The sequence below is a fragment of the Microbulbifer agarilyticus genome, from assembly GCF_001999945.1.
In the GTDB taxonomy this organism is placed as follows: Bacteria; Pseudomonadota; Gammaproteobacteria; order Pseudomonadales; family Cellvibrionaceae; genus Microbulbifer; species Microbulbifer agarilyticus_A.
On the sequence record NZ_CP019650.1, the window covers coordinates 4,223,957 to 4,248,180 of the forward strand.

General features: G+C 56.3%; 18 protein-coding genes. 2 read left to right on the forward strand and 16 right to left on the reverse strand.

Annotation, left to right across the window (positions count from 1 at the left end; translation table 11 throughout):
• Window positions 1-41: 41 nt before the first annotated feature.
• Window positions 42-3,326, reverse strand: coding sequence for a TonB-dependent receptor (locus tag Mag101_RS17585; protein ID WP_157520487.1), 3,285 nt, complete (start codon window positions 3,324-3,326; stop codon window positions 42-44).
• Window positions 3,327-3,820: 494 nt separating this feature from the next.
• On the opposite strand from Mag101_RS17585, the gene Mag101_RS17590 reads away from it, so the two are divergent.
• Entirely contained in the window at window positions 3,821-7,147 is a 3,327-nt protein-coding gene (locus Mag101_RS17590; RefSeq protein ID WP_077407891.1) for an amidohydrolase family protein, read from the forward strand.
• A gap of 69 nt (window positions 7,148-7,216) precedes the next feature.
• Here the strand turns inward: Mag101_RS17590 and Mag101_RS17595 are convergent, their stop codons facing one another.
• The 15 genes from Mag101_RS17595 to mnmG form a co-directional block, all read right to left on the reverse strand.
• Window positions 7,217-8,689, reverse strand: a complete 1,473-nt coding sequence (locus Mag101_RS17595) for a tetratricopeptide repeat protein (RefSeq protein ID WP_077407893.1) — start codon at window positions 8,687-8,689, stop codon at window positions 7,217-7,219.
• 66 nt (window positions 8,690-8,755) lie between these two features.
• Window positions 8,756-9,799 (reverse strand): patatin-like phospholipase family protein, encoded by a 1,044-nt coding sequence (locus tag Mag101_RS17600; protein WP_077407895.1) that lies wholly within the window; start codon window positions 9,797-9,799, stop codon window positions 8,756-8,758.
• A 125-nt stretch (window positions 9,800-9,924) separates the two neighbouring features.
• A complete protein-coding gene (locus tag Mag101_RS17605) occupies window positions 9,925-10,344 on the reverse strand; it encodes a F0F1 ATP synthase subunit epsilon (RefSeq protein ID WP_010131050.1) in 420 nt (139 codons plus the stop codon).
• Between the two features lie 67 nt (window positions 10,345-10,411).
• On the reverse strand, window positions 10,412-11,809 hold the full coding sequence (gene atpD / locus Mag101_RS17610; protein ID WP_077407897.1) for a F0F1 ATP synthase subunit beta: 1,398 nt from the start codon (window positions 11,807-11,809) through the stop codon (window positions 10,412-10,414).
• Between the two features lie 38 nt (window positions 11,810-11,847).
• Window positions 11,848-12,708 (reverse strand): F0F1 ATP synthase subunit gamma, encoded by an 861-nt coding sequence (gene atpG, locus Mag101_RS17615; protein WP_077407899.1) that lies wholly within the window; start codon window positions 12,706-12,708, stop codon window positions 11,848-11,850.
• A 65-nt stretch (window positions 12,709-12,773) separates the two neighbouring features.
• Window positions 12,774-14,318, reverse strand: a complete 1,545-nt coding sequence (gene atpA / locus Mag101_RS17620) for a F0F1 ATP synthase subunit alpha (protein ID WP_077407901.1) — start codon at window positions 14,316-14,318, stop codon at window positions 12,774-12,776.
• Window positions 14,319-14,365: 47 nt separating this feature from the next.
• Window positions 14,366-14,899, reverse strand: a complete 534-nt coding sequence (locus Mag101_RS17625) for a F0F1 ATP synthase subunit delta (protein ID WP_077407903.1) — start codon at window positions 14,897-14,899, stop codon at window positions 14,366-14,368.
• An 11-nt stretch (window positions 14,900-14,910) separates the two neighbouring features.
• Entirely contained in the window at window positions 14,911-15,381 is a 471-nt protein-coding gene (locus Mag101_RS17630; RefSeq protein WP_077407905.1) for a F0F1 ATP synthase subunit B, read from the reverse strand.
• A gap of 55 nt (window positions 15,382-15,436) precedes the next feature.
• Window positions 15,437-15,685: a F0F1 ATP synthase subunit C gene (gene atpE / locus Mag101_RS17635; RefSeq protein ID WP_010131056.1), complete on the reverse strand. Its 249-nt coding sequence runs from the start codon at window positions 15,683-15,685 to the stop codon at window positions 15,437-15,439.
• Window positions 15,686-15,777: 92 nt separating this feature from the next.
• Window positions 15,778-16,719 (reverse strand): F0F1 ATP synthase subunit A, encoded by a 942-nt coding sequence (gene atpB / locus Mag101_RS17640; protein WP_077407907.1) that lies wholly within the window; start codon window positions 16,717-16,719, stop codon window positions 15,778-15,780.
• A 117-nt stretch (window positions 16,720-16,836) separates the two neighbouring features.
• Window positions 16,837-17,229 carry an ATP synthase subunit I gene (locus tag Mag101_RS17645; protein ID WP_232325076.1) on the reverse strand — a complete coding sequence of 131 codons (393 nt, stop codon included), beginning with the start codon at window positions 17,227-17,229 and terminating at the stop codon, window positions 16,837-16,839.
• 290 nt (window positions 17,230-17,519) lie between these two features.
• Window positions 17,520-18,428, reverse strand: a complete 909-nt coding sequence (locus Mag101_RS17650; protein WP_077407910.1) for a ParB/RepB/Spo0J family partition protein — start codon at window positions 18,426-18,428, stop codon at window positions 17,520-17,522.
• 18 nt (window positions 18,429-18,446) lie between these two features.
• On the reverse strand, window positions 18,447-19,265 hold the full coding sequence (locus tag Mag101_RS17655) for a ParA family protein (protein ID WP_077407912.1): 819 nt from the start codon (window positions 19,263-19,265) through the stop codon (window positions 18,447-18,449).
• A 184-nt stretch (window positions 19,266-19,449) separates the two neighbouring features.
• Window positions 19,450-20,094 (reverse strand): 16S rRNA (guanine(527)-N(7))-methyltransferase RsmG, encoded by a 645-nt coding sequence (gene rsmG, locus Mag101_RS17660; RefSeq protein WP_077408439.1) that lies wholly within the window; start codon window positions 20,092-20,094, stop codon window positions 19,450-19,452.
• Between the two features lie 4 nt (window positions 20,095-20,098).
• On the reverse strand, window positions 20,099-21,988 hold the full coding sequence (mnmG, locus tag Mag101_RS17665) for a tRNA uridine-5-carboxymethylaminomethyl(34) synthesis enzyme MnmG (protein WP_077407914.1): 1,890 nt from the start codon (window positions 21,986-21,988) through the stop codon (window positions 20,099-20,101).
• Window positions 21,989-22,717: 729 nt separating this feature from the next.
• Between mnmG and Mag101_RS17670 the strand changes: the two genes are divergently transcribed.
• Complete coding sequence (locus Mag101_RS17670) at window positions 22,718-24,208, forward strand: DUF4397 domain-containing protein (RefSeq protein ID WP_077407916.1); 1,491 nt, start codon at window positions 22,718-22,720, stop codon at window positions 24,206-24,208.
• Window positions 24,209-24,224 lie beyond the last annotated feature (16 nt).

The window sequence follows — 24,224 nt, forward strand, 5'->3', positions numbered from 1 at the left end:
AAAAAAGCCCGCCTTAGGCGGGCTTTCTCACCTGGATACTATCAGAAGTTTTTCTGAAGATTCAGGAACATGGTACGGCCTTGAACGTTGTAGCCATAACCAATCGGTGTGTTGTTGACGGAAAGAATTTCGTTACCGTCTACTTGAGGAGGTGCTTCATTAAATACATTGCGCACACCCAGACCCGCGGTCCAGGTGTCGGCATAGTAGTAGAAGGAGGCACTGTGCAGCAGATAATCATCGGCGAAGCCAACATCACGACAATCAACCCCGCCGTTTGCGGCACCAATACAGGAATCAGAAGTAAAGCCTGTCTCATTGGTGTCATAAATATCGCTGAACTCGTCAACAAACTCGTCTGCTTGCTCTACTGAGCCCAGGTACTGAGTTGTCCAGGTAAAGCGATACTTATCGTAGTCAACGCGGAATTCGCCACGTCCTTGCCATTTCGGGAAGCCGAAAGTGCCCTGATATACGTCAACATCAGGATTACCTTCGTCATCGAGGTACGTGAGCGTGCGCTCAAGTACGCGGTTGAAGGTGAGGTTAGCACTCAAGTCAATCGGTGCACCGAAGATGGTTGCAGGCTGCGAATAAGCAATGTTGTAGTCAAAGCCACGTGCAATCTCATTGTCACGGTTTACGAATGCTGCATCGACTTTATCGAGCAGTCCATCGTCACCACGCTGCAACTGAGAACAGAAAGCACTGTTGCCATTCGGATTGTTATAACAATCATTGATCAGGAACTGTGGCGACGGTTCAATGATCGAATTTTCAATTTCGATATCGTAATACGTCATTCCAAGGGTCAGATCAAAACTCTCAAAGAATGGTTGCTCGAAAGAGAAGCCAACAGTGAAGGAGTCAGATGTTTCCTCTTTCAGCCCAAGGCTACCGCCGCGAGCAACTTCAACACTGTATGAATTGAAGCCATTGTTCTCGGCAGTGGTTGGATCTACACCATTCGCGGCACAGTTAGCCAATACCTCAGGAGAGCGCGTGTCCAGTGCAGGGTTGTAACCACCAGTGAGGTCGTCCAGCGCACTATCCGGGATCAAGCAGGGGTCAGACACGGTCTGGAAACCAGTTTGATTTTGCAGGAAGTTTTCGCGCAGATTCGGAGCACGATAGGAAGTACCGTAGGTAGAACGCAGCAGTAAGGATTCAACCGGGCGGTAGGCGACCTTAGCGGCATTGGTCCAAGCACCACCATAGAACTCGTCTTTGGTGTAGCGGGCAGACAAGTTGGTAGTCAACTCTTCAGCCATGAATTTACCGGCGAGCACAGGTATCTCAATCTCACCATACGCTTCTTTTGTGGTTTTGTTGCCGGTTGCACCGCCATCCGCGAAGTAGTGGATAAACAGACCATCGCGTGCAACGTCGTCTGGAACAGACTTAATGCGATCGTCACGCAGTTCAGCACCAACACCCACAATTACATCGCCTGCAGGCAGGGTTGCAACGGTACCACTGGCATACGCGGAGAAGATTGTCTGGTAGTAAGAAGTATCGAAGTCACGGCTGTCAAACAGATAGTCACGCTCAGCCTGAGTCGCAAAATCACCGATTACGCCGTTGTACAACGAATCAGCAAACATATCGATAGGCACACAGGTGGACTCACCCGGCAGCGGTTCACAGATAAATGTGCCCGGGTTATTTGGATCCTCAATGGTGGTGGCTAGCGACTGGTACATCCGGTCACCACGAATACCGACGCGACTGGAGTCACCATCAGACTTGGTGATAGAACCGGCCAGCTCAAAAGACCAGTCAGACAGACTGCCAATATTCATCATCGGCAGGTCACCGCGCATTCCGGTCACAAAGCGGGTCTGGGCAACCTCTACTCGGTTGATATTTCGATCACCAAGTACGGAAACGATTGGAGTGGTGCCTTGCGGTCCCAGAGATCCAGCGAACAAGTCCACAATACCTTGATCACGGAACTGCTCAGGGGTCAGGCCATAAAAGCCCGCAAACTGAGCGACAAAGCCGGGGTTGAGCAGGAGTTGGTCATAGGCCTCACCACAATCAACACCGCGCACGCCATTTGGGTTACAGATGTTGAAGGGGTTATCTGCAGGTACAGCGGGGAACAACTGGCTCGCACCAGTATTGATAAAGTTCTCACGCTTGGCATAGCTGACCTCGAAGAATGGGGTCAGGTTCATGTCCCCTTCAAAGGTGTACTCACCAAAGGCCATAAAGCTGGTGCGTTCCTGCTGGGGAATCAAGTGCGCAAACTGCTCTTTACCGTTGAGGTCGTAGTCGTGGAAATTAATGTCCGGTACGCCATCACCATTGGTATCCAGGCCGCTTAGTGCAAAGGCACTGGATTCGGTGAAACCATTCCAACCACCGTTGGAGCTACCGGGGGTGTAGTAGATACTGCCCGCCTCTGGCACAGAGACACGGCCAGCAAGAGAACCAATTCCACAGCCTTCAAAGTCCATGCCGTAGATTTCTTGATAATACGCATTATCGGTATAAATATTGCCATCGGTACCGACTTCGATATTGCGCTCACATCCAGCGGTCCATTCGCGGTCTGCCAGGGTAACGGCATCCATTTCGAAATGCTCGATGCCCATGCCGATAAAGCCGCGGTCGAAGTTTTGTCCCCAGCTCAAGCTCAGGGTATTTTCCCCACCATTAGGCTGCTGCGGGTTAGTACCGAACACCTCGAAATCTACACCATCGAAGTCTTTCTTTAGGATTACGTTAACCACACCGGCGACGGCGTCAGAGCCATAGATCGACGAAGCGCCGTCCAATAACAGGTCATACTGCTGCACCAGAGAAGCTGGAATCAGATTCAAGTCTGCGGCAACCGGCGCACCCTCTACGCCAGCCGGCGCCATACGGCGGCCATTCAATAGAACCAGAGTACGGCCAGCACCCAAACCACGCAGGTCTACAGTTGAAGCACCAGGACCGTTATCCAGAACATAACCAGAGAAGGTCAGATCGATTTGCTGACCGGTGGCTGCGCCACTGGATTGCAGGATGGTGGAGGTATCAATTGCGCCCGCTTCGCGCGCGCCTTCGGCGTCAATGATCTGCAAAGGTGCAATGCTGGAGAAGGTATCGCGCTTCAGGCGCGAACCGGTAACAACTACTTCCTCAACACCACTGTCATCTTCCATCTCAGTAAGGAGTGATTGCTCCTCCTGAGCTTCGACGTTGGTTTCTGTAATCGCAGCTTCATTTTCCTGCGCGAAAGTGACTGGTGACAGTACGGCGGCCAGAACTGCCGTTGAAACACTAGCCTTCACCGGTAAGCGGGCGCTTCCGAGTATATTTTTTAGATTTATCAACTTTGTATTCCCCAAGTTAGCTTTATTGCTCTCGATACAAAATGTTATGTAAAAAAACTTTTACTAATCTGTAACGAGCGGCTCTCTTAGGACCTCATGCCTTACGCCGACAATCGTGTAATAAAGCGAAATATTGCCAAGAAATAACGAACATTTAGGACAGTTCCGTATATTAAGTTGCTTTGGGCGCCAAAAAATCATTAATTTCCTCTTTCTAATATCACGTTCTCACTAAGCCGCCCCACCTAAAGCAAAAATCTTGCTTCGTTGAGTCTGTAAAGACGCCCAAACACTACTTGGCCCCGCACGAACTGATCTTTTCTAGTAGGAAATCTGGTTTTTCGGCGAAATTCCGGGTTTTATCCCGATCGACATGGGTGAGTTGTCTTTTACAGAGGTTGCGGTGATTCTGTTGAGTTGAGAGCCACCTTGCCGGCGTCTTCGCCAAGGTGTTGCATCTATTCAAGACAACTCCAGTAAACCGGGAGCTCGAGATGATAAAAACCAAAGTCAGCCAGCTGGCACGCCTGATCGGCGGCGCCAGTCTCGCCCTGACCCTGCCACTGGCCGCTGCCGCGGAAGAGGCGAAGAAGGAAGCGGACAAGTGGGACGTGAACAAACCGCCCTACGAATTCAAGTCCATTCCGCTGGATACCCGCGAAACCACGTGGAGCAACCTGGATATCAGCGCTGACGGCAAAACCATCCTGTTCGATATGTTGGGTGACATCTATGAGATGCCCATCGACGGCGGCAAGGCCACCTCGATCACCAATGAGATTGCCTGGAATACCCAGCCGCGCTTCAGCCCGGACGGCAAATCGATCGTCTTCGTGAGCGACCGCGACGGTGCGGATAACGTGTGGATCATGGATCGCAGCGGCGACAACCTGCGTCAGCTCACCACCGAGCGTGAAAACCTGGTGCACGCGCCGAGCTTCAGCCCGGACGGGCAATACCTAGTGGCGCGTAAAGGCTTTATGAGTGGCCGCAGTATCCCGGCCGGTGAGATCTGGATGTACCACTATGGCGGTGGTGAAGGCCGCCAGATCAAAGCGCGCCTTGGTGGCGATATCGCACAGAAGAACATTTCCGATGCGGTGTTCTCGCCGGACGGTCGCTACATCTATTACACCATCGACACCACCTCGGGGACCGTGTGGGAGTACAACAAGAACTCCACCAAGCAGATCTTTGCCATCAACCGCTATGACCTGAATGATGGCAAGGACGAGACCTTTGTGTCCGGCCCCGGCGGCTCCATCGCCCCAATGCCTTCCCCGGACGGCAAAAAACTGGCCTTCGTGCGCCGTCAGGACTTCAACACCGCGTTGTTCGTGAAAGACCTGAGTACCGGTCTGGAGACACCAATCTACTCCGAACTAGAGCGTGACCTGCAGGAAACCTTCGGCTCCCACGGCAACTACGTACAGTACGATTGGATGCCAGACGGGAAATCCCTGGTGGTGTGGAGCAAGGGCAAGTTCCTGCGCATCGCCGCCGACGGCAGCAGCCTGCAAAGCGGCGCACGCGAAATCGTCGCGCACGTCAAAACCGACAAGCAGATCGCCGATGCGGTGCGCTTCCCGGTTGATGTGGCACCGGATGCGTTTGACGTAAAGATGATTCGCTGGGCGCAGAAGTCTCCGGATGGCAAACAGATCGCCTTCCAGGCGCTGGGTAAAATTTACGTTCAGGACGTTAAAAGTGGTGAACGTCGCCGATTAACCCGTCAGGATGAGCACTTTGAGTTCTATCCGAGCTGGTCCCGCGACGGCAAGCAAATCACCTACGTGTCCTGGGACGACGAAAAGCTGGGCCAGGTACGCGTGGTATCTGCGCGCAGTGGCCGCGGCAAGAACATCACCCAGGAACCGGGCCTGTATGTGGAGCCGAGCTTCTCCCCGGATGGTGAACAGGTAACCTTCCGCCGCTTTACCGGTGGCTACCTGCTGAGCCCCGAGTACTCCCTCGAGCCGGGAATTTATCTCGCCGACGCCGATGGCGATTGGCAGCGCCGTATCGCCAAGTCTGGTTACGAGCCGCACTTTGGTGCCGACGGTGAGCGCATTTACTTCTCCGAGTACATTTACGGCAACGGTGGCAAGCGTGTCTTCAAGAGTGTCGAAACCAACGGTAAGGACGAGCGTGAACATCTGCACGGCGCAGAAATCACCTCCTTCCGCCTGTCACCGGACGGTCGCTGGGTGGCGTTCACCCAGGACTTCAGGGCATTTGCCGCCCCGTTTATGCACACTGGCAAATCCGAATCCATTGGCCCCAAGGCCAGTGCGGTCAAGGTAACCCAGGTATCCAAGCGCGCCGGTGAGAACCTGCACTGGTCCGCCGACAGCAACACCCTGGGGTGGGCCCACGGCCCGAAACTGTACGAGCGCGAACTGAAAGATGCGTTTGGCTTTGTCGCCGGCGCACCGGAGCAGCTACCGGAGCCCGTCAGCGAAGGGACCGACCTGAGCTTCGAACAGCCGTTTGCCAACAGCGACAAACTGGTGGCACTCACCGGTGGCACCGTGGTCACCATGCGCGATTCCGAGCAGACCCGGGAAGTGATTGAAAACGGTGTGGTGCTGTTCCGCGGCAATCGTATTGTCGCAGTGGGCGCAACCAGTGAGGTGGAAATCCCGGTGGGCACCCAGCGTATCGATGTGACCGGCAAAACCGTGCTGCCAGGGCTGATCGATGCCCATGCCCACGGCGCCCAGGGACGCGAGGAAATCATCCCGCAGCAGAACTGGAACCTGTTTTCCAGCCTGGCCTTTGGCGTGACCACCATTCACGACCCCTCCAACGACAGCAGTGAGATCTTCTCCGCCGCGGAAATGCAGAAGGCCGGCATCATCAACGGCCCGCGTATTTACTCCACCGGCACCATCCTCTATGGCGCCAAAGGTCCTGGCTACAAAGCCAAGATCAACAGTCTGGAAGATGCAGAATTCCATGTGGAGCGTCTCAAGGACATGGGCGCAATTTCCGTGAAGAGCTACAACCAGCCGCGCCGCGAACAGCGTCAGCAGGTGCTGGAAGCAGGCCGCAAACACGGCATCATGGTGGTGCCGGAAGGCGGCGGTAAGTACCAGCACAATATGAATATGATTGTGGACGGTCATACCGGTGTTGAGCACTCACTGCCGATCGCCAATATCTATTCCGATGTACAGCAGCTGTGGAGCCAGACTCAGGTGGGTTATACCCCGACCTTCGTGGTGGCCTACGGCGGCCTGACCGGCGAATACTACTGGTACGATCACACCGAGGTTTGGAAAAACGAACGCCTGACGCGCTTCACGCCGGACTTTATCGTCAACCCGCGTTCTATCCGCCGCGAGCGCGCGCCGGATCACCACTACAACCACTTCAATGTGGCCAGCCACGCCAAGCAGCTGCGCGATCAGGGCGTCACCGTGCATATTGGTGCCCATGGTCAGCGCGAGGGCCTCGGCGCCCACTGGGAAATGTGGATGATGGAGCAGGGCGGTTTTACCCCGTGGGAAGCGCTTCGCTCCGGCACCATGGATGGCGCCCGCTACCTGGGCATGGATAAGGACCTGGGCAGCCTGGAGCCCGGCAAGCTGGCCGACATCATCGTGGTGGACGGCAACCCGCTGGAAAACCTGCGCCTGTCCGAGAACATCAAATACACCGTGATCAACGGCAAAGTATTTGATGCAGCCACCATGAACGAAGTGGACGGCGACCAGCGCCTGGCGTTCTTCCATGAGCGTCTGCCGGTCAGTGCCATGCCGACCCCGACCGCGGAAGCGATCCAGGAGAAGCAGGAGCGACATCACTGGGTGCACTGATTTCCAGTTACCCATAATAAAAAAGCCCGCGAAATCTCGTGGGCTTTTTTATTATGGGAAACCAAATTTTTATTGGCTGTGCTCAAGTAATTTCTGCGCTCTGGCACGCAAGTCTTGCGAATGGCTCCAGGCCACAACGCGCTCCAGATATTCCCGGGCCAGAGCAGCTTCTCCCAGGTGCGCCAGGTAAAACCCGATCGCCGCGTTAAGGTTCAGGTGATTGGGCTGCTGGTGATGGGCGCCGAGCATAATTTGTAACGCCGATTCGCTTTCGCCCTTTAACTGATACACGACCCACAAGGTACGGTAGCCGGGCAAGTAGTTAGGCCCGGCTTGTATCGCTAGCTTGCCGTATTTTACCGCCTGCGCGTAATAGCCCTCATCCCACTTGCGGGTTTGGCGGAGCGCTTGCAAGCGCAGCAAATAGTAACGCGCAAGGTTTGCCGCGGTGAGGTGGCCGACAAGGCCGTATTCACCGACATCCCGCAGTATTTTCTCGCCAAATTTAAAGTTGCCTTTCTCAGCCTCGATCACCGCCATACTAGTCAGATTCTCTGACCAGCCGAGGCCTTGCTCTTCACTTTGCAGCAGGTAATCCATCGCCAGTAAGGACTTTTGCAAATCCCGCGCCTGATTTGCCAGCAGGAACAAGCGCTCGTTTTCATTTAACGCGCGACGGGGGATGGAGTAGGAATATTCCGGTATTTCCAGGCTGTAACGATGAATATCATCGCGCATATAGGAGAGCATTTCCCGCTGTATATCGGCAATCGGCTTACCGAAGTACTCGGTAAAGCTGGTAACAGAGTCATCACCGGCAGCAGCGGCGCGCAGGTAATTTTCGGTAGCGGTGCGATAGTCGGGGTGGCCGGCATTGTGGCCCAGCTGCAGGTAGTGGGTGAGCAACCAGGCACTGGCATAGTAATTATTCCAGTAACGGCTGCTGTCGCGACCATTTTCTGCCGCGAGTGATGGTGGCGATAACAACTGCTCGATCGTTAGTGGTGCGTCTTTGGACCAGGCGCTTAATCGCCATTCCGGCAGACCGCCCACCAGCACAGTATTTTTGCGCAATTCCGCGCTCGCCAGCAGTTCGGCGAAGCCTTCCGAGTACCAACGCGGGTAGATCATGGCACTGTGTTCGCGCATCAGGTGATGCACGTACTCGTGAAATATGAGCCCGGAACCTGTAATCCCGTGATCACCGTCGCGGGAAAAGATGACCGGGCCTTGCCAAGTTTCCCGGTAAAACCCGGCAATTTTTTGATCGCCAGAAAACTTCTCAAATTCTGTCGAATTGCGGAAATGGAACACCCGAAGTTTTGCGTTTTCAGGAACTTCTTCAAGGCCGGTAAAGGAGAGGGCGGTACGACGGAAGCGCTCCAGATCACGCATCAATTTGTTGACGCGCTGCTCAGAAACGTCGGAATACACGGTGAAGTTTTCCGACTGGTATTCATGCCACTCGGCCGCAAACATTCGTGGGCTGAGGAGCACCAAGGTAAGCAGGGCGCCAATGCGCAAGTATTTTGTCATAGACATCTGTTACCTCTCGTATACGCCATTCCACAGCAAGCTGGCCAATCGCGCTTAAGACAATCCTCAGCCCTACGAACCGATGACAGTTTGCTCACAATCCTGGCGCACCGTGTCCTCGATCCAGGTGCGCAGGCGCAAAACTTCTTGTTCGCCGAGTTCAATAGCCTCGCCGGCGCGGGCGTATTCGTTGCCGCCGATCTCCCCTAACTTGGGCCTGATCAGCACATCCGGTGGCGCGCCCATCATACGGGTGCGCTTGTGTCGGCGCTCCAGAATCTCCATGGCCCGACGCATAGTATCGAACATGCCCGGCGGACTCGCTTTGCCTTCGCGACTGCCGCGAAAGTGATTCAACTGTTCGCGCCCCTGTTCCACCAGCCGCGACAACCCCTCGGTAAAGCTACTCTCCGGTTCGCCGCCACCGGATTCTCGCTGCTCAATTTCTTCGCTTTCCGCTTCCAGCAAGAGTTCATCGGCGTCAGGCGACACCGTGCTGATCACACTGCGTACTTCCCCATGCTCGCGGTCCATTAACGGCGCCGCATCTTCGGTAACATCGACGGCAATCACCGTGGTAGCGCCCATGGCGCGACACACATCAACCGGCACCGGGTTGGACACCGCGCCATCTACCAGCCAGCGACCGGAGAGATCCTTGGCGGATAGTAGTCCGGGAATCGAGCAGGATGCACTTACCGCCTCCTGCAGATCGCCCTGCTGCAGCCATATTTCCTGTCCGCTGTGCAAATCGGTGGCGATAGCGGTAAACGGAAGCGGCAGTTCTTCGATCTTTTTGTATTCCACCTCTTCGAAAAAGGTGCGAAACGGCTTGATACCACCGATAACCCCACCGCTCAGCGTCCAGTTGATGTCGAGCAGTGATAGCACCTTCCAGTTGTCCAGCAGGCGTGCCCATTCTTCAAGGCGGTCAAGGTGCCCGGCGGAATAGGCCGCACCGACAAAGGCGCCCATGGAAGTGCCGGCAATCACGTCCGGACGCACACCCATTTCTTGCAATGCGCGCAGCACGCCTATATGGGCAAAGCCTTTTGCCGCGCCGCTGCCGAGGGCAAGACCGATACGCGGAGCACCGTTTTTCGTTCCATTTACCATGTGGATTCCAATTCCGGCAATTAACTGGATAAATAATGACGCGGCTTGAGCGGGATTGAAATGACAGGCACAAAAAAAGCAGCCGAAGCTGCTTTTTCAGACCTGCTGTAGGAAGCAGATGCGCGTTACTTACCGGCTGCCTTGCGGATCGCCTGCAGGGTGCGCAGACGGGCTTCGGCTTCGGCGAGTTGCGCGGAAACGCGGGCGTAGTCGATATCCGCCGGGGCGCTGCGCAGGGCGTGTTCCGCCTCTTCGCGTGCCTTTTTGGCTGCATCTTCGTCGATATCGCGCTCGGCGATGTCGGCGAGGATGGTTACCATGTTCGGCTGGATTTCGGCATAGCCGCCGCTCAGGAACAGCACCTCTTCATCACCATTGTCTTTGATGATGCGTACCGGGCCGGGCTTGAGGTGGGTGAGCAGCTGCGCGTGACCGTAGGAGATACCGAGTTCCCCTTCGACGCCGCTGACAATCACCATCTTCACCAGACCCGAGAAGAGGGATTCCTCTGCGCTAACAATGTCGCAATGTACAGTCATAGCCATAAGGCTACCTCATTCTCAGCTGTTTGCCTTGTAAGGCCCGGCGAAAACCGGGCCTCACGCGCGTGCCTTACTTCTTGTTGGCTTTCTCGACGGCTTCGTCGATGGTGCCGACCATGTAGAAGGCCTGCTCTGGCATATCATCGTATTCGCCGTTCAGGATGCCCTGGAAACCACGGATGGTTTCTTTCAGGGAAACGTATTTGCCCGGTGCACCGGTAAATACTTCCGCTACGTGGAACGGCTGGGACAGGAAGCGTTCGATCTTACGCGCGCGCGCTACGATCTGCTTATCTTCCTCGGACAGTTCGTCCATACCCAGGATCGCGATGATGTCCTTCAGCTCTTTGTAGCGCTGCAGTACAGTCTGTACGCCACGGGCTACAGAGTAGTGCTCCTCGCCAATCACCTGCGGATCCAGCTGACGGGAAGTGGAGTCGAGCGGGTCAACAGCCGGGTAGATACCCTTGGCGGCGATGTCACGGCTCAGTACTACGGTGGAGTCCAAGTGGGCGAAGGTGGTCGCCGGAGACGGGTCGGTCAAGTCATCCGCGGGTACGTATACCGCCTGAATGGAGGTGATCGAGCCAGTCTTGGTGGAGGTAATACGCTCCTGCAGAACGCCCATCTCTTCCGCCAGAGTCGGCTGGTAACCTACTGCAGACGGCATACGGCCGAGCAGTGCAGATACTTCGGTACCGGCCAGGGTGTAACGGTAAATGTTGTCTACGAACAACAGTACGTCACGACCTTCATCACGGAATTTCTCGGCCATGGTCAGACCGGTCAGGGCTACACGCAGACGGTTACCGGGCGGCTCATTCATCTGGCCGTAAACCATCGCTACCTTGGACTTAGCAAACTCTTCGACGTTAACAACGCCAGCTTCCTGCATCTCGTGGTAGAAGTCGTTACCTTCACGAGTACGTTCACCTACACCCGCGAACACGGACAGACCGCTGTGCTCGGTGGCGATGTTGTTGATGAGCTCCATCATGTTTACGGTTTTACCTACACCGGCACCACCGAACAGGCCAACTTTACCACCCTTGGCGAACGGACATACCAGGTCGATTACCTTGATGCCGGTTTCCAGCAGTTCGGTGGAGCTGGACTGCTCTTCGTAGGTTGGTGCGGCGCGGTGGATAGAGGAACGCTCTTTCTCACCGATAGGGCCACATTCGTCAATTGGGTTACCCAGTACGTCCATGATACGACCCAGGGTCTCGGTACCTACAGGTACAGAAACCGGCGCACCAGTGTTCTTTACTGGCAGACCGCGGGAGATACCCTCGGAAGAACCCATGGCGATAGCACGTACAATGCCATCGCCCAGCTGCTGCTGCACTTCCATGGTGAGGTCTTTACCCTCAACCACGAGTGCATCGTATACATTCGGTACGGCGTCGCGCGGGAATTCCACGTCGATGACCGCGCCGATAACTTGCACAATTTGCCCGTTACTCATTTCCCGATCCTCAAAGTTCAAATCTTTCGGCGGTCGAATTAGACCGCTGCGGCGCCGCCAACAATCTCAGACAGCTCTTGGGTAATCGCTGCCTGGCGCGCCTTGTTGTAAACCAGCTGCAGTGCGTCGATCAGCTCACCGGCGTTATCGGTGGCGCTCTTCATCGCAATCATACGTGCAGCCTGTTCACAGGCCTTGTTTTCAACTACTGCCTGATACACCTGAGACTCGATGTAGCGAGACAACAGACCATCGAGAATCTCGACAGGCTCTGGCTCGTAAAGGTAATCCCATTCGTGCTGCAGTTGTTCATCTTCGTCTTTCTTCAACGGAAGCAGCTGGTTGATCTGCGGCTTCTGGGTCATGGTGTTGACGAATTCGTTGGACACCAGGAAGAGACGGTCGATCTCGCCACTGGCGAAACGATCGAGCATCACTTTTACAGAACCGATCAGTTGCTTGGCCTGAGGCTGGTCGCCCAGGTCGCGCACTGCTGCTACGACGTTGCCGCCGATGCTATTGAAAAAGCTGGCCGCCTTGTTGCCGACCGCGCAGATGTCTACGCCTACACCCTGTTTATCCCAGGTGTGCATATCACGGATCGCTGCCTTGAACACGTTGATGTTCAGACCACCACAGAGACCGCGGTCGGTGGATACCAGAATGTAACCCACACGCTTTGCTTCGCGCTCTTGCAGGTAGATGTGCTGGTATTCCGCGTTGGCGTTGGCAATGTGGCCAATCACCGCGCGAATGCGGCTTGCGTAAGGGCGCCCCAGTGCCATGCGATCTTGAGCTTTACGCATCTTACTCGCCGCAACCATTTCCATGGCCGAGGTGATTTTCTGCGTGCTCTTGATGCTGGCAATTTTTGTGCGTACTTCTTTTCCGCCTGCCATAGTGCTTTACCTTGTTCGCTCGCGTTGTTTCGCCCTGTACTCAGAGAGCGCAGGGCGAAAACGGATTACCAGCTACCGGTAGCGACGAATTTCTCGATAGCAGCCTTGAAGGCAGCGTCGATTTCGCCGTTGTAGTCACCGGTGCTGTTCACTTTTGCCATCAGCTCTGCGTGTTCGCTGTTCATGTAAGCGAGCAGGGCGGATTCAAAGTCCAGCACTTTGTTGACTTCTACGTCGTTCAGGAAGCCTTTGTCAGCAGCGTATACAGATACCGCCATGTCCGCGATGGACATCGGAGAGTACTGCTTCTGCTTCATCAGTTCGGTAACGCGCTCACCGTGGTCCAGCTGGGCCTTTGTGGCTTCGTCCAGGTCAGAAGCGAACTGGGAGAAGGCCGCGAGTTCGCGGTACTGCGCCAGTGCGGTACGGATACCACCGGAAAGCTTCTTGATCACCTTGGTCTGTGCGGAACCACCAACTCGGGATACGGAGATACCCGGGTTGATCGCCGGGCGTACACCGGAGTTGAACAGATCGGTTTCTAGGAAGATCTGACCATCGGTAATGGAGATTACGTTGGTCGGTACGAATGCAGAAACGTCACCCGCCTGGGTTTCAATGATTGGCAGAGCGGTCAGGGAGCCGGTTTTGCCTTTCACTTCACCGTTGGTGAACTGTTCTACGTACTCAGCGTTTACGCGAGCAGCGCGCTCCAGCAGACGGGAGTGCAAGTAGAAAACGTCGCCCGGATATGCTTCACGGCCCGGAGGACGCTTCAGCAGCAGGGAGATCTGACGGTAGGCCCAAGCCTGCTTGGTCAGGTCATCGTAAATGATCAGGGCGTCTTCACCGCGATCGCGGAAGTACTCGCCCATGGTGCAGCCAACGTATGGAGCCAGGAACTGCATCGCAGCTGGGTCGGCGGCGCCGGCAGCAACAACGATGGTGTGGTCCATTGCGCCGTGCTCTTCGAGCTTGCGCACAACGTTGGCAATAGAAGACTGCTTCTGGCCTACGGCAACGTAGATACACTTAATGCCGGTGCCTTTCTGGTTGATGATCGCATCGATCGCAACCGCAGTTTTACCGATCTGACGGTCGCCAATGATCAGCTCACGCTGGCCACGACCGATTGGGATCATGGTATCTACCGCTTTCAGACCGGTCTGTACCGGCTGATCAACGGACTGACGGGCAATTACGCCAGGTGCTACTTTCTCAACGGCGTCGGTCAGCTTGTTGTTCAGCGGACCTTTACCGTCGATCGGGTTACCCAGGGCGTCAACCACACGACCCAGCAGCTCCGGACCAACCGGGGCTTCCAGGATGCGGCCAGTACAACGACACTTCTGGCCTTCCGCCAGAGATTTGTAGTCGCCCAGTACGATGGCACCAACGGAGTCGCGCTCCAGGTTCAGTGCCATACCGGTAACACCGCCTTCGAACTCGATCATCTCACCGTACATCACGTCGGCTAGGCCGTGGATGCGGATGATACCGTCGGATACGGAAACAATTGTGCCCTCATTCTGGGCTTCAGTGCTCACATCGAGATTGTCGATGCGGCTCTTGATAATTTCACTGATCTCAGAGGGATTCAGTTGCTGCATGCTCTGTTCCTCGATTCCCCGGCAGGGCTGCCCACCGGGAAGGTAATTTAGGAGTTCATCGCCTCGGCGAGTTTGGCCAGTCGGCCGCGCACGGTGCCATCGATCACCGTGTCACCAGCGCGAATAATCGCGCCGCCCAGCAGACTTTCGTCGACCGCGCTGTGCAGGTGCACTTCGCGGGCAAACTTCTTGCTGAGTGCCTGGGTGAGGCGCTGGGACTGTTCGTCGCTGAGCGGGCGGGCAGAGATAACTTCCACTTCGAGAGTGGCTTCTGCCTGAGCCTTCAGGTCTTCGAACAGTTCGGAAATTTCCGGCAGCAGCGGCAGGCGGTGGTTTTCCGCCAGCAGCTTGATGAAGTTCTGCATGGAGGCATCGTAATCGCCACATACAGACAGGAATTTTTCCGCGCGCACTTCACTGGTCAACTGCGGGTTATCCAGCAGCTCGCCAACTTTTTCGTTCTGGCTGACCGCCGCTGCGGTTACCAACGCCGCACTCCAACCGCTGAGGTCGGAGGCTTCTTGGGCGTGGGCAAATGCCGCTTTAGCGTATGGCCGGGCCAGAGTGCTGAGTTCCGCCATGGGTTCCTCGCTTACAGCTCGGCTGCCAGTTTCTCAATCATGTCATCGTGTGCCTTGGCATCGATGTTGATTGAGAGGATTTTTTCTGCGCCGGCAACAGACAGGTCAGCAACACGGGTACGAAGTTGTTCCTTCGCTCGGTTAACTTCCTGTTCGATTTCCGCCTGTGCGGCAGCTTTCAGGCGATCGCCTTCGCTGCGCGCTGCCTCTTTGGCTTCATCAACGATTTGGTTGGCGCGCTTGTTGGCACCATCGATGATTTCGGCCGCTTGGGCTTTGGCTTCTTTCAGTTGCTCGGCTGCTTTGCGCTGAGCCAGCTCAAGATCTTTTTCTGCGCGCTCGGCTTCTTGCAGACCGGTGGCAATTTTTTGCTCACGTTCTTGCATTACACCCAGTAGGGCTGGCCAGACATATTTCCAGCAGAACCATACAAAGGCGAAAAAGGTGATCGACTGGCCGATCAGAGTCAGGTTGATATTCACACCGACACCTCTTGCTCTTTCAAAAGTGGATTAAAGGGCAATTGGAACGATGGGATTAACCAGCCAGACCAGGAGCAACCGCGAAAATCAGGTACATAGCGATACCAACACCGATCATCGGTACGGCGTCGAGCAGACCAGCCATCAGGAACATTTTGCCTTGCAGAGCAGGAGCCTGTTCCGGCTGACGAGCAGAACCTTCCAGCAGCTTGCCACCCAGGGTGCCGAAACCGATAGCAGTACCCAGTGCGCCCAGACCGATCAGCAGTGCAGCAGCTACGTATACCAGACCTAATGCTTCCATTGTTTTCTCCAAAAGTAAGTTAAGAGTTGTTGAAGTTGAAAGTGAGTGAAAAAAGTCAGTAAACCGACAAATTCTTTACAGCTGGCACGACCTTACTGGTCGTGCGCGTGCTCCTCTTCCCGGTCGTGTGCCATGGCCATGTACACGGTAGTCAGTACCATGAATACGAAGGCCTGCAGGGTAATTACCAGGATGTGGAAAATCGCCCAGCCCATCTGCAGGAAGCTGGCGCCGATAAAGCCCAGAACGCCAACACCGAATACGATAGCGATCAGGATGAAAATCATCTCACCTGCGTAGAGGTTACCGAACAGACGCAGGCCGAGAGATACAGGCTTGGCGATCAGGGAAACCGCTTCCAGCAGGAAGTTGAACGGGATCAGGAAGATGTCTATGTACCACTTGCCGGAGTGGAAGGGGTGCAGAGTCAGTTCCTTCACAAAGCCCATCAGGCCTTTTTCTTTCACACTGAAGAAAATCATCAGGGCGAACACCGCCAGCGCCATACCCAGGGTGGCGTTCAGGTCGGTGGTAGGAACAACTTTGAAGTAGACGTGATGCGGATCGGCACCGGTGAGGGCAGAGGTACCGTGGGCGAACGCCAGCGGCAGCCAGTCAACCGGGATCAAATCCATCAGGTTCATCAGGAATACCCACACGAAGATGGTCAGAGCCATCGGTGCAACCATGCTGTTGCGGTGCGGGAAGGTGTCTTTAACGGTTTTGTCGATGAAGTCGACGATCACTTCGACGAAGCTCTGGAAGCCAGAGGGGACGCCCGGAGTCGCTTTTTTCGCCGCACGGGCGAACAGGAAGCAGAAAATCAGACCAAGACCAATGGACCAACCCAAGGTGTCCAGGTGCACGGCCCAGAAGCCCATATCGGCGGCTTCCTGACTGCTGTGTGCAATCGTCCAGGTGGATTCTGAAAGCACGGTTCCGTCGGTACGGGTGTAACCCGCAGGAAGTTTACCGTATGCAAGATTTTGCAGGTGGTGCTGGATATAACCCGTCGCGGTTTGTTCGGCAGCCATAGTTCCTCAACACGTTTTAAGATAAAAAATCTGTTTCGTGGAACCCCGAACCTGCGCGGCCTTGGTTTTCGGCCCTGAGCAAAAGCGCAGTCATTCTTCGAGGCTCCCCGCCCCCCGCTAACCTTTGGTATGCAGGCGGGCTACGAGAATCCATTGCAAAATCACGCACAAGCCGTAGCTGATAAACAGCACTGCGGGGTTAAGCGTTTTGACGCTGATAAACACCAGCGCAAACCCCACCAGGGTCATTACGAACTTGCCGGTTTCGGCGCGGTAGAAGCTTCCCACCGCGCGCTGGCTGGCGCGCGCTCCGCGAATCTTGCCGCGGTTTGGCCCTAACAGCTCAAAGGCACGCAAACCAAAATACAGATTGGGCACCACACTCAGGGCGCCGCCAAGCAGGGCGGAAAGGGCGATGACACGTCCCAGCGTGAATTCGAGCGCCACCACAGCCAGCAAAACAACCGCTAGCTGGATCAGCGAAATCTGTACAACTGGGGGATTACGCATAGGCGGGAACAGGCCGGCCAAATTTTCTTTTCCGCCCAAAATTTGGGCGTGCGAATTATGGAGGAACGAGGCTGTCGATTCAACTAGCAAATCTCGTCAGATGGTATGGCTTTCGCGGTCGTTTACCACCTATTCCACTGATAGTAAGCACTTACATACCGAGGGGTTATTTGGCGGCAGAGATGCCAGTGAACGGAGAAGCATGCGCCAAAACATTGCACTATTTTGGCGCATTTTTTACAAAAACGTTGCAATAGTAACGTTTCCAGAGCATTGCGGCGGTAAGAGAATCAGTCTTCGCTATAGCCCAGATGCGCCAAAATGCCGTCCAACTCATCCAGGCTGGTGTACTTGAGCACCAGCTTGCCGGCACCTTTTTCGCCGTGATCGATCGACACCGGAACACCAATTTTTTCTGCCAGCTTTTCACTCAGACGGCGAATATTAGGGTCCACCGGAGCTTTCTTCGGTTTCGGCTTGCCCGCCTGGGCCTGGACGTTGCGTACCAGCGCCTCGGTCTGGCGCACGGTCAAACCGCGGTCGACCACCTGGCGGGCAGTGGCTTTCTGGTCTTCACCGGCAAGGCCGAGCAGCGCCTTGGCGTGGCCGGTTTCGATATCGCCGCGTTCGAGGAAGGTGCGCACCTCGTCGGTGAGACTCAACAGGCGCAGTAGATTGGTCACCGCAGTGCGGGATTTACCCACAGCCTCGGCTACCTGCTGCTGGGTGAGTTCGAATTCATCCTGCAGACGCTTGAGCGCCACCGCCTCTTCGACCGGGTTCAGGTCTTCCCGCTGGATATTCTCGATCAGCGCCATGGCGATGGCGGCTTCATCGGCCACTTCGCGAATCAGGGCGGGGACTTTATCCAACTCGGCGAGCTGGGCCGCGCGCCAGCGACGTTCACCGGCGATGATCTCGTACTTGCGCTCGCCGACAGGGCGAACCACGATGGGCTGCATAATGCCCTGGGCGCGGATGGAGTCGGCCAGTTCTTGCAGGGACTCCTGCGGGAAGTCGCGGCGCGGCTGGTAGCGACCGCGCTGCAGGAATTCGATGGGCAGCTCTTTGAGCTCGCCATCGACGCGCTCGGCGACATCGCCGTTGCGCTCGCCAGTGGCCACGGCAATGGCTTCACTGGCATTGTTGCTGATCAGATGGGAAAGCCCTTTCCCGAGGCCCTTGCGTTTCGCGGCCATAGGTTTGTTACCTCAGTCTTAAACCGCTTCCGCTACCGGGCGTGGTCCACTGTTCTGGTTGCTATTCTGGTTTGCCGCGGTTTCGCGGCGGGTAATCTCGCCAGCGAGGGCGAGGTAGGCGATGGCGCCTTTGGAGCTGCGGTCGTAGTCGAGCGCGGGCTTGCCAAAACTCGGCGCTTCCGCGAGACGCACATTGCGTGGAATACAGGTGCGGTACAGGCGCTCACCGAAGTATTCGCTCAACTGCTCAGAAACATCACTGGTCAGGCTATTGCGCGGGTCGTACATGGTGCGCAGGATGCCCTCGATCTTCAGGCTCGGGTTCGCGGCCTGCTGGACCTGGGTAATCGTGTCGATCAGAGAGGACAGACCTTCCAGCGCGTAGTATTCGCACTGCATCGGGATCAGTACCCCGCCAGCGGCACACAAGGCGTTTACGGTAAGCATGTTCAGCGATGGCGGGCAGTCGATGATGATGTAGTCGTAGTCATCGGCGACCTGTACGAGCGCCTGGCGCAGACGGGATTCGCGGCCGTCCATCTCCAGCAACTCCACTTCCGCCGCGGACAGGTCAATATTGGCTGGCATCAGGTCATAACCACTGGCGGTTGGCACAATCGCCTTGCGCGGCGGCAGCAGACTGGCCAGCACATCGTAGCTCGACAGCTGCAGCTCGCTTTTGTCGATGCCGCTGCCCATGGTGGCGTTGCCCTGGGGATCCAGGTCAATCAGCAACACCCTTCGCTTGTTGGCTACAAGCGATGCGGACAGGTTGACGCAGGTCGTGGTCTTGCCGACTCCGCCCTTCTGGTTGGCTACCGCAAAAATTTTGCTCAAGGTTCTGATCCTGTTGGTCCCGTTGGCACAGTTCCTGTGGCGTCCCGGGCTCGCCGCTAGGCCGGTTTGACCGGGAGGCGCGGCAGCAAAAGCACACCCGCGAACATCAGCCCGGTGCACTGGTATTGATCTCAGTTGTTTTTGTTCCACCCCGGCATTGGAGTGGCTTGCCAGAGCTGGCGGTTCAATCCTCGCGAACAAGGACGATCAGGTGGCGCTCGGCGTCGCACCCGGGTACTCGCAATGGGTGCACCTGCTCGACCTTAATGCCTTTTGGCAATGCGCTCAACTCATCTTCCGGGATCTTGCCCTTCATCGCATAAAATCGGCCAGTTGGGGCGAGCAAGTGCTCACTCCCTTGCACCATATCCTGCAGCGAGGCAAAAGCCCTGGAAACCACACCGGCGTAGTGCTTCTCCGGCTGGTAGGCCTCCACCCGCTGGTTTACCACGTTTATGTTGGCGAGCTTGAGCTGGCTGGCTACCTGAAACTGAAAGCGCGACTTTTTGCCATTGCTGTCGAGTAGGCTAATGGGGCGCTCGGGGTGGATAATCGCCAGCGGGATACCGGGCAGGCCACCGCCTGAGCCGACGTCGATCAGCGGGGTCTGGTCTGCGGGACTGATGCCACACAGGTTCACCACACTCAGGCTGTCGATGATATGGCGTTCCAGCATCTCCGCCGGATCGCGCACCGCGGACAGGTTGTAAGCGGCGTTCCAGCGCGCAAACAAGTCGAGGTAGGCCAGCAACTTATCCTGCTGTTCGCCGGTCAACGCCAGCTGTAACTGGTCTGCCGCCTGCTGTAGACGGGGTCGAAACTGCTCCATCACCTCAAACCGCCTTTTTGCGAGCCAACAGTCCGCGTTTCTTCAGCTGGATCAACAACAGCGAAACCGCTGCCGGCGTCACACCCGGTACGCGGCTGGCCCGCGCCAGGGTGTCGGGGCGCGCATCCGTTAACTTCTGCACCACTTCGTTGGAGAGGCCGGATACCGCGCCATAGTCGAAATCCACGGGGAGCGGGGTGTCCTCGTAGGCCTGCAGACGCTCAATTTCGTCCCGCTGGCGATCGATGTAACCGGCGTATTTGGCGGATATCTCCACCTGTTCAGCGACGCGCTCGTCGGCGACCGCTTCCCCCTTGAGGCGCGCAATATCGTTGTACACCAGCTCAGGGCGCTTCAGCAGGTCTTGCAGGCTGTATTCACGCGCCAGCGGTTGCGGCAGCTTTTGCTCCACACTCGTTGCCGCATCGCTACCGGGCTGTACCCAGGTTTCCTTGAGGCGCTGCTGCTCGAGGGCAATGGCTTCGCGCTTTTCGCAGAAGGCCTGCCAGCGGGTGTCGTCCACCAGCCCCATCTCACGCCCCTTTTCGGTCAGGCGCAGGTCCGCATTGTCCTCGCGCAGCAACAAGCGGTATTCCGCGCGGCTGGTAAACATGCGGTATGGCTCTTTGGTGCCACTGGTAATCAGGTCGTCCACCAACACTCCGAGATAGGCCTCATCGCGGCGCGGGGACCAGGCGTCTTTGTCCTGCGCCTGCAGTGCGGCGTTGGCACCGGCCAGCAGGCCCTGGGCGGCAGCTTCCTCGTAGCCAGTGGTGCCGTTGATCTGGCCGGCGAAGAACAAACCGGAAATAAACTTGGTTTCCAGTGATGGCAGCAGGTCGCGTGGATCAAAGAAATCGTATTCGATGGCATAGCCCGGGCGGGTGATATGCGCATTCTCAAAGCCCTTGATGGAGCGTACCAGGTTCATCTGCACATCGAACGGCAGGCTGGTGGAGATGCCATTGGGGTAGAGCTCGTTGGTGGTGAGTCCCTCGGGCTCGATAAAGATCTGGTGGCTATCCTTGTCCGCGAAGCGGTGCACCTTGTCCTCGATGGACGGGCAGTAACGCGGGCCTATGCCCTCGATAACGCCGGAATACATGGGTGAGCGGTCGAGACCACCACGGATAATGTCGTGGGTCTGCTCGTTGGTGTGGGTGATCCAGCAGCACACCTGTTGCGGGTGCTGGGCGCGGCTGCCGAGATAGGACATCACCGGAAGCGGCTCGTCGCCCCACTGCTCTTCCAGACCGGAGAAGTCCACGGAGCGCGAATCGATACGCGGCGGAGTGCCGGTTTTCAGGCGCTCAACGCGGAAAGGCAGCGCACGCAGGCGCTCCGCAAGGGCAATGGAGGGCGGGTCACCGGCGCGGCCACCGGCATGGTTGTCCAGGCCGATATGTATGCGCCCACCGAGAAAGGTACCGGCCGTAATGACCACGGTTTTGCCGTGAAAGCGCAGGCCCGCATTGGTTACCACGCCGGTCACCCGGTCGTTGTCGACGATCAGGTCATCGGCCGCTTGCTGGAAGATGTCCAGGTTGGGTTGGTTCTCGAGGATATTGCGAATCGCCGCTTTGTACAGCGCGCGGTCTGCCTGCGCGCGCGTGGCTCGTACCGCTGGACCTTTACGGGCATTCAAAACACGGAACTGGATACCACCGAGATCCGTGGCGGTGGCCATGGCGCCGCCGAGGGCATCGACCTCTTTCACCAGGTGACTTTTACCGATGCCGCCAATGGCCGGGTTACAGGACATTTGCCCGAGTGTTTCGATGTTGTGGGTTAACAGCAGGGTTCTACTCCCCATGCGCGCAGATGCCAGGCACGCCTCGGTGCCGGCATGTCCGCCGCCAATCACGATCACATCATATTGTGTGGGGTAATCCATAGGTTAGCTCTGGTGCCAGCCTTGTCGCTGACAGGTCACGGTAAAAATCGGCCGCACATTATAGGCGCCTTGAGCTGTGCAAAAAAGCGGCATTTCTAAATTTTGTTTTGCGCTTTCTTATATCTATTTAAATAAAGTTATACATATCTTATATGTATGTATGTGTTTATGTTTAATGTAATTATAGAGGGAGTGTTTTTTACGTATAAGTACAAAAAAGCGTTTAAAAACAGTTAGTTAGATACATGATAACTACCCTGTAAACCCTTGCTTTTAGCAGGGTAAAACCACGGTATGGCGATGTGGACGAGTGGGATAAGTAAAGGTGTTTGCGCCCATTCGTCGATTTGTCCCCACATGCGTACCGGTTTCCCCTCACTTTTCCACTGTTTTTATCCACACGGCTCTTTCGTACGTCTCTCTTTACGTCATTTTGTGCATAAGTCTGTGACTTAATGGGATAAATACTTGTGTGGGGTATCTGGATAGGTGGTCTGTCTGGATAACTCTGTGAGTTTGTGTGCGCAACTCTTGTGGTTTGCTCGGGGAGATCTTGTTGGAAAGATTCGCGCCAGCGTCTCCCTCATCGTGACTTGTTGGTCGATTTTTTTGTTCTTGTGCCCCACGGCAAGCGGGGTTTCAGGCTTTCACATAATTTTCACGTCCTTTTGACGCGCTCCTGATGTGGTGTTCGCCAGTATCACCCCATAAACACAACAGGAGACCCCCATGAAAACCTCAAATAGATCGATCGTTTCGAAGTTGGCGGTGGCACTGCCGCTGGCAGCGGTGATTGCCGGTTGTTCCAGCGATAGCAACAACAACGACAATGTCATCGAATTCCCACCGGCGGCGGAAGAACCTGCGGCCAGTGGCTTTATTCAGGTAGTGCACGCGTCAGTGGATGCGCCGGCGGTAAACGTACTGCTTAATGGTAGCGTGGCGATCGAAGGGCTGGATTATGCCGAGACCAGTGGCTTTGCCGAGCTGGACGCGGGCAGCTACGACATTGCTGTGGAAGGCATCATCCCCGGTGGTAACGCGGCCGTGATCGAAGTCGCGGGCTTCAGCATCGAAGAAAACGCCCGTCCGACGGTGATTGCCGTTGGTAATGTGGCAGATATCGCGCCGCTGGTGGTCAATGAATCTGCTTCTGAGCCCGCGCAGACCGAGGTTGCATTGACCGTAACCCACGCCGCGCCAGATGCGCCGCGGGTTGATGTGTACCTGAGCGCGCCGGAGGATGATTTCGCCAGCCTTTCTGCGGCCTTCGCCTTTGAGTTCGGTGAGTCTATCGATGCGGGCGTGGTAATGGCGGAGCCGGTACGGATCCGTGTGGGGCTCGAGGATGATGTGGTTTACGACTCCGGCACCGTGGATCTCACCGCTTTCGCGGGTCAAAAACTGCTGGTGACCGCGATTGCCGCGGAAAACAGCACGGAGGCGGCCGCGTCGCCGGTCAAGTTGCTGGTGACCACCGAGCAGGGCGAATCGGTTGAGATCCTCGATATGGACACCAATGCCGGTGTGCGCGTGGTTCACCTGTCCCCAGACGCCAATGCCGCGGTCATGTCCGCTGGTGTCGACAGTGGCAATGTGGAAGTGTTTGCCACCAGCGAAGTACTTGGGATGGATCCGGTGGAGTTAATCGCCGGCTTCAATTACCTGGATCAGTTCCCGGGTGAGAGTGCCTACGCCGGTGTGCCGTCTGCCAGCTATGTATTCGATGTAGCTCCTGACACCGATATGGTGGGTGACAGTGTGTTTATGTCTGGTGAAGTCGCACTGGATGCCGGTACCGAGTACACCGTGGTTGCCGCGGGTCGCGTACTGGGCACTCCGGCCTTCGGCCTGCTGCCCACCGTCGACGCCAACCGCTCTGTAGCAACGGAAGCTTCCGTTAAGGTGATTCACGGTGCGCCGGCGGCCGGCGAGGTGGATGTGTACGTTACCGCCGCTGGTGAATTCTCGGCGATGGATGTGGAAGGTGGCCTGGCCGGTGCGCCGCTGCTGGACGACTTCGCCTTCGGTGATATCACCGATTACGTAACCGTTGCGACAGGCGCCTACGATATCCGCGTGGTTGCCGGCGGTATGGTGGCGATCAACGCCGAGAACTTCGAGCTTGGCGGTGGCGTTGTGGCCAGTGTGCTGGCCTACGGTCCGAGCGAGCAGGGCGGTAGTACCACAGACTTCGGTGTCGTGGTGCTGACCAACTGATTTACGTATGATTTCT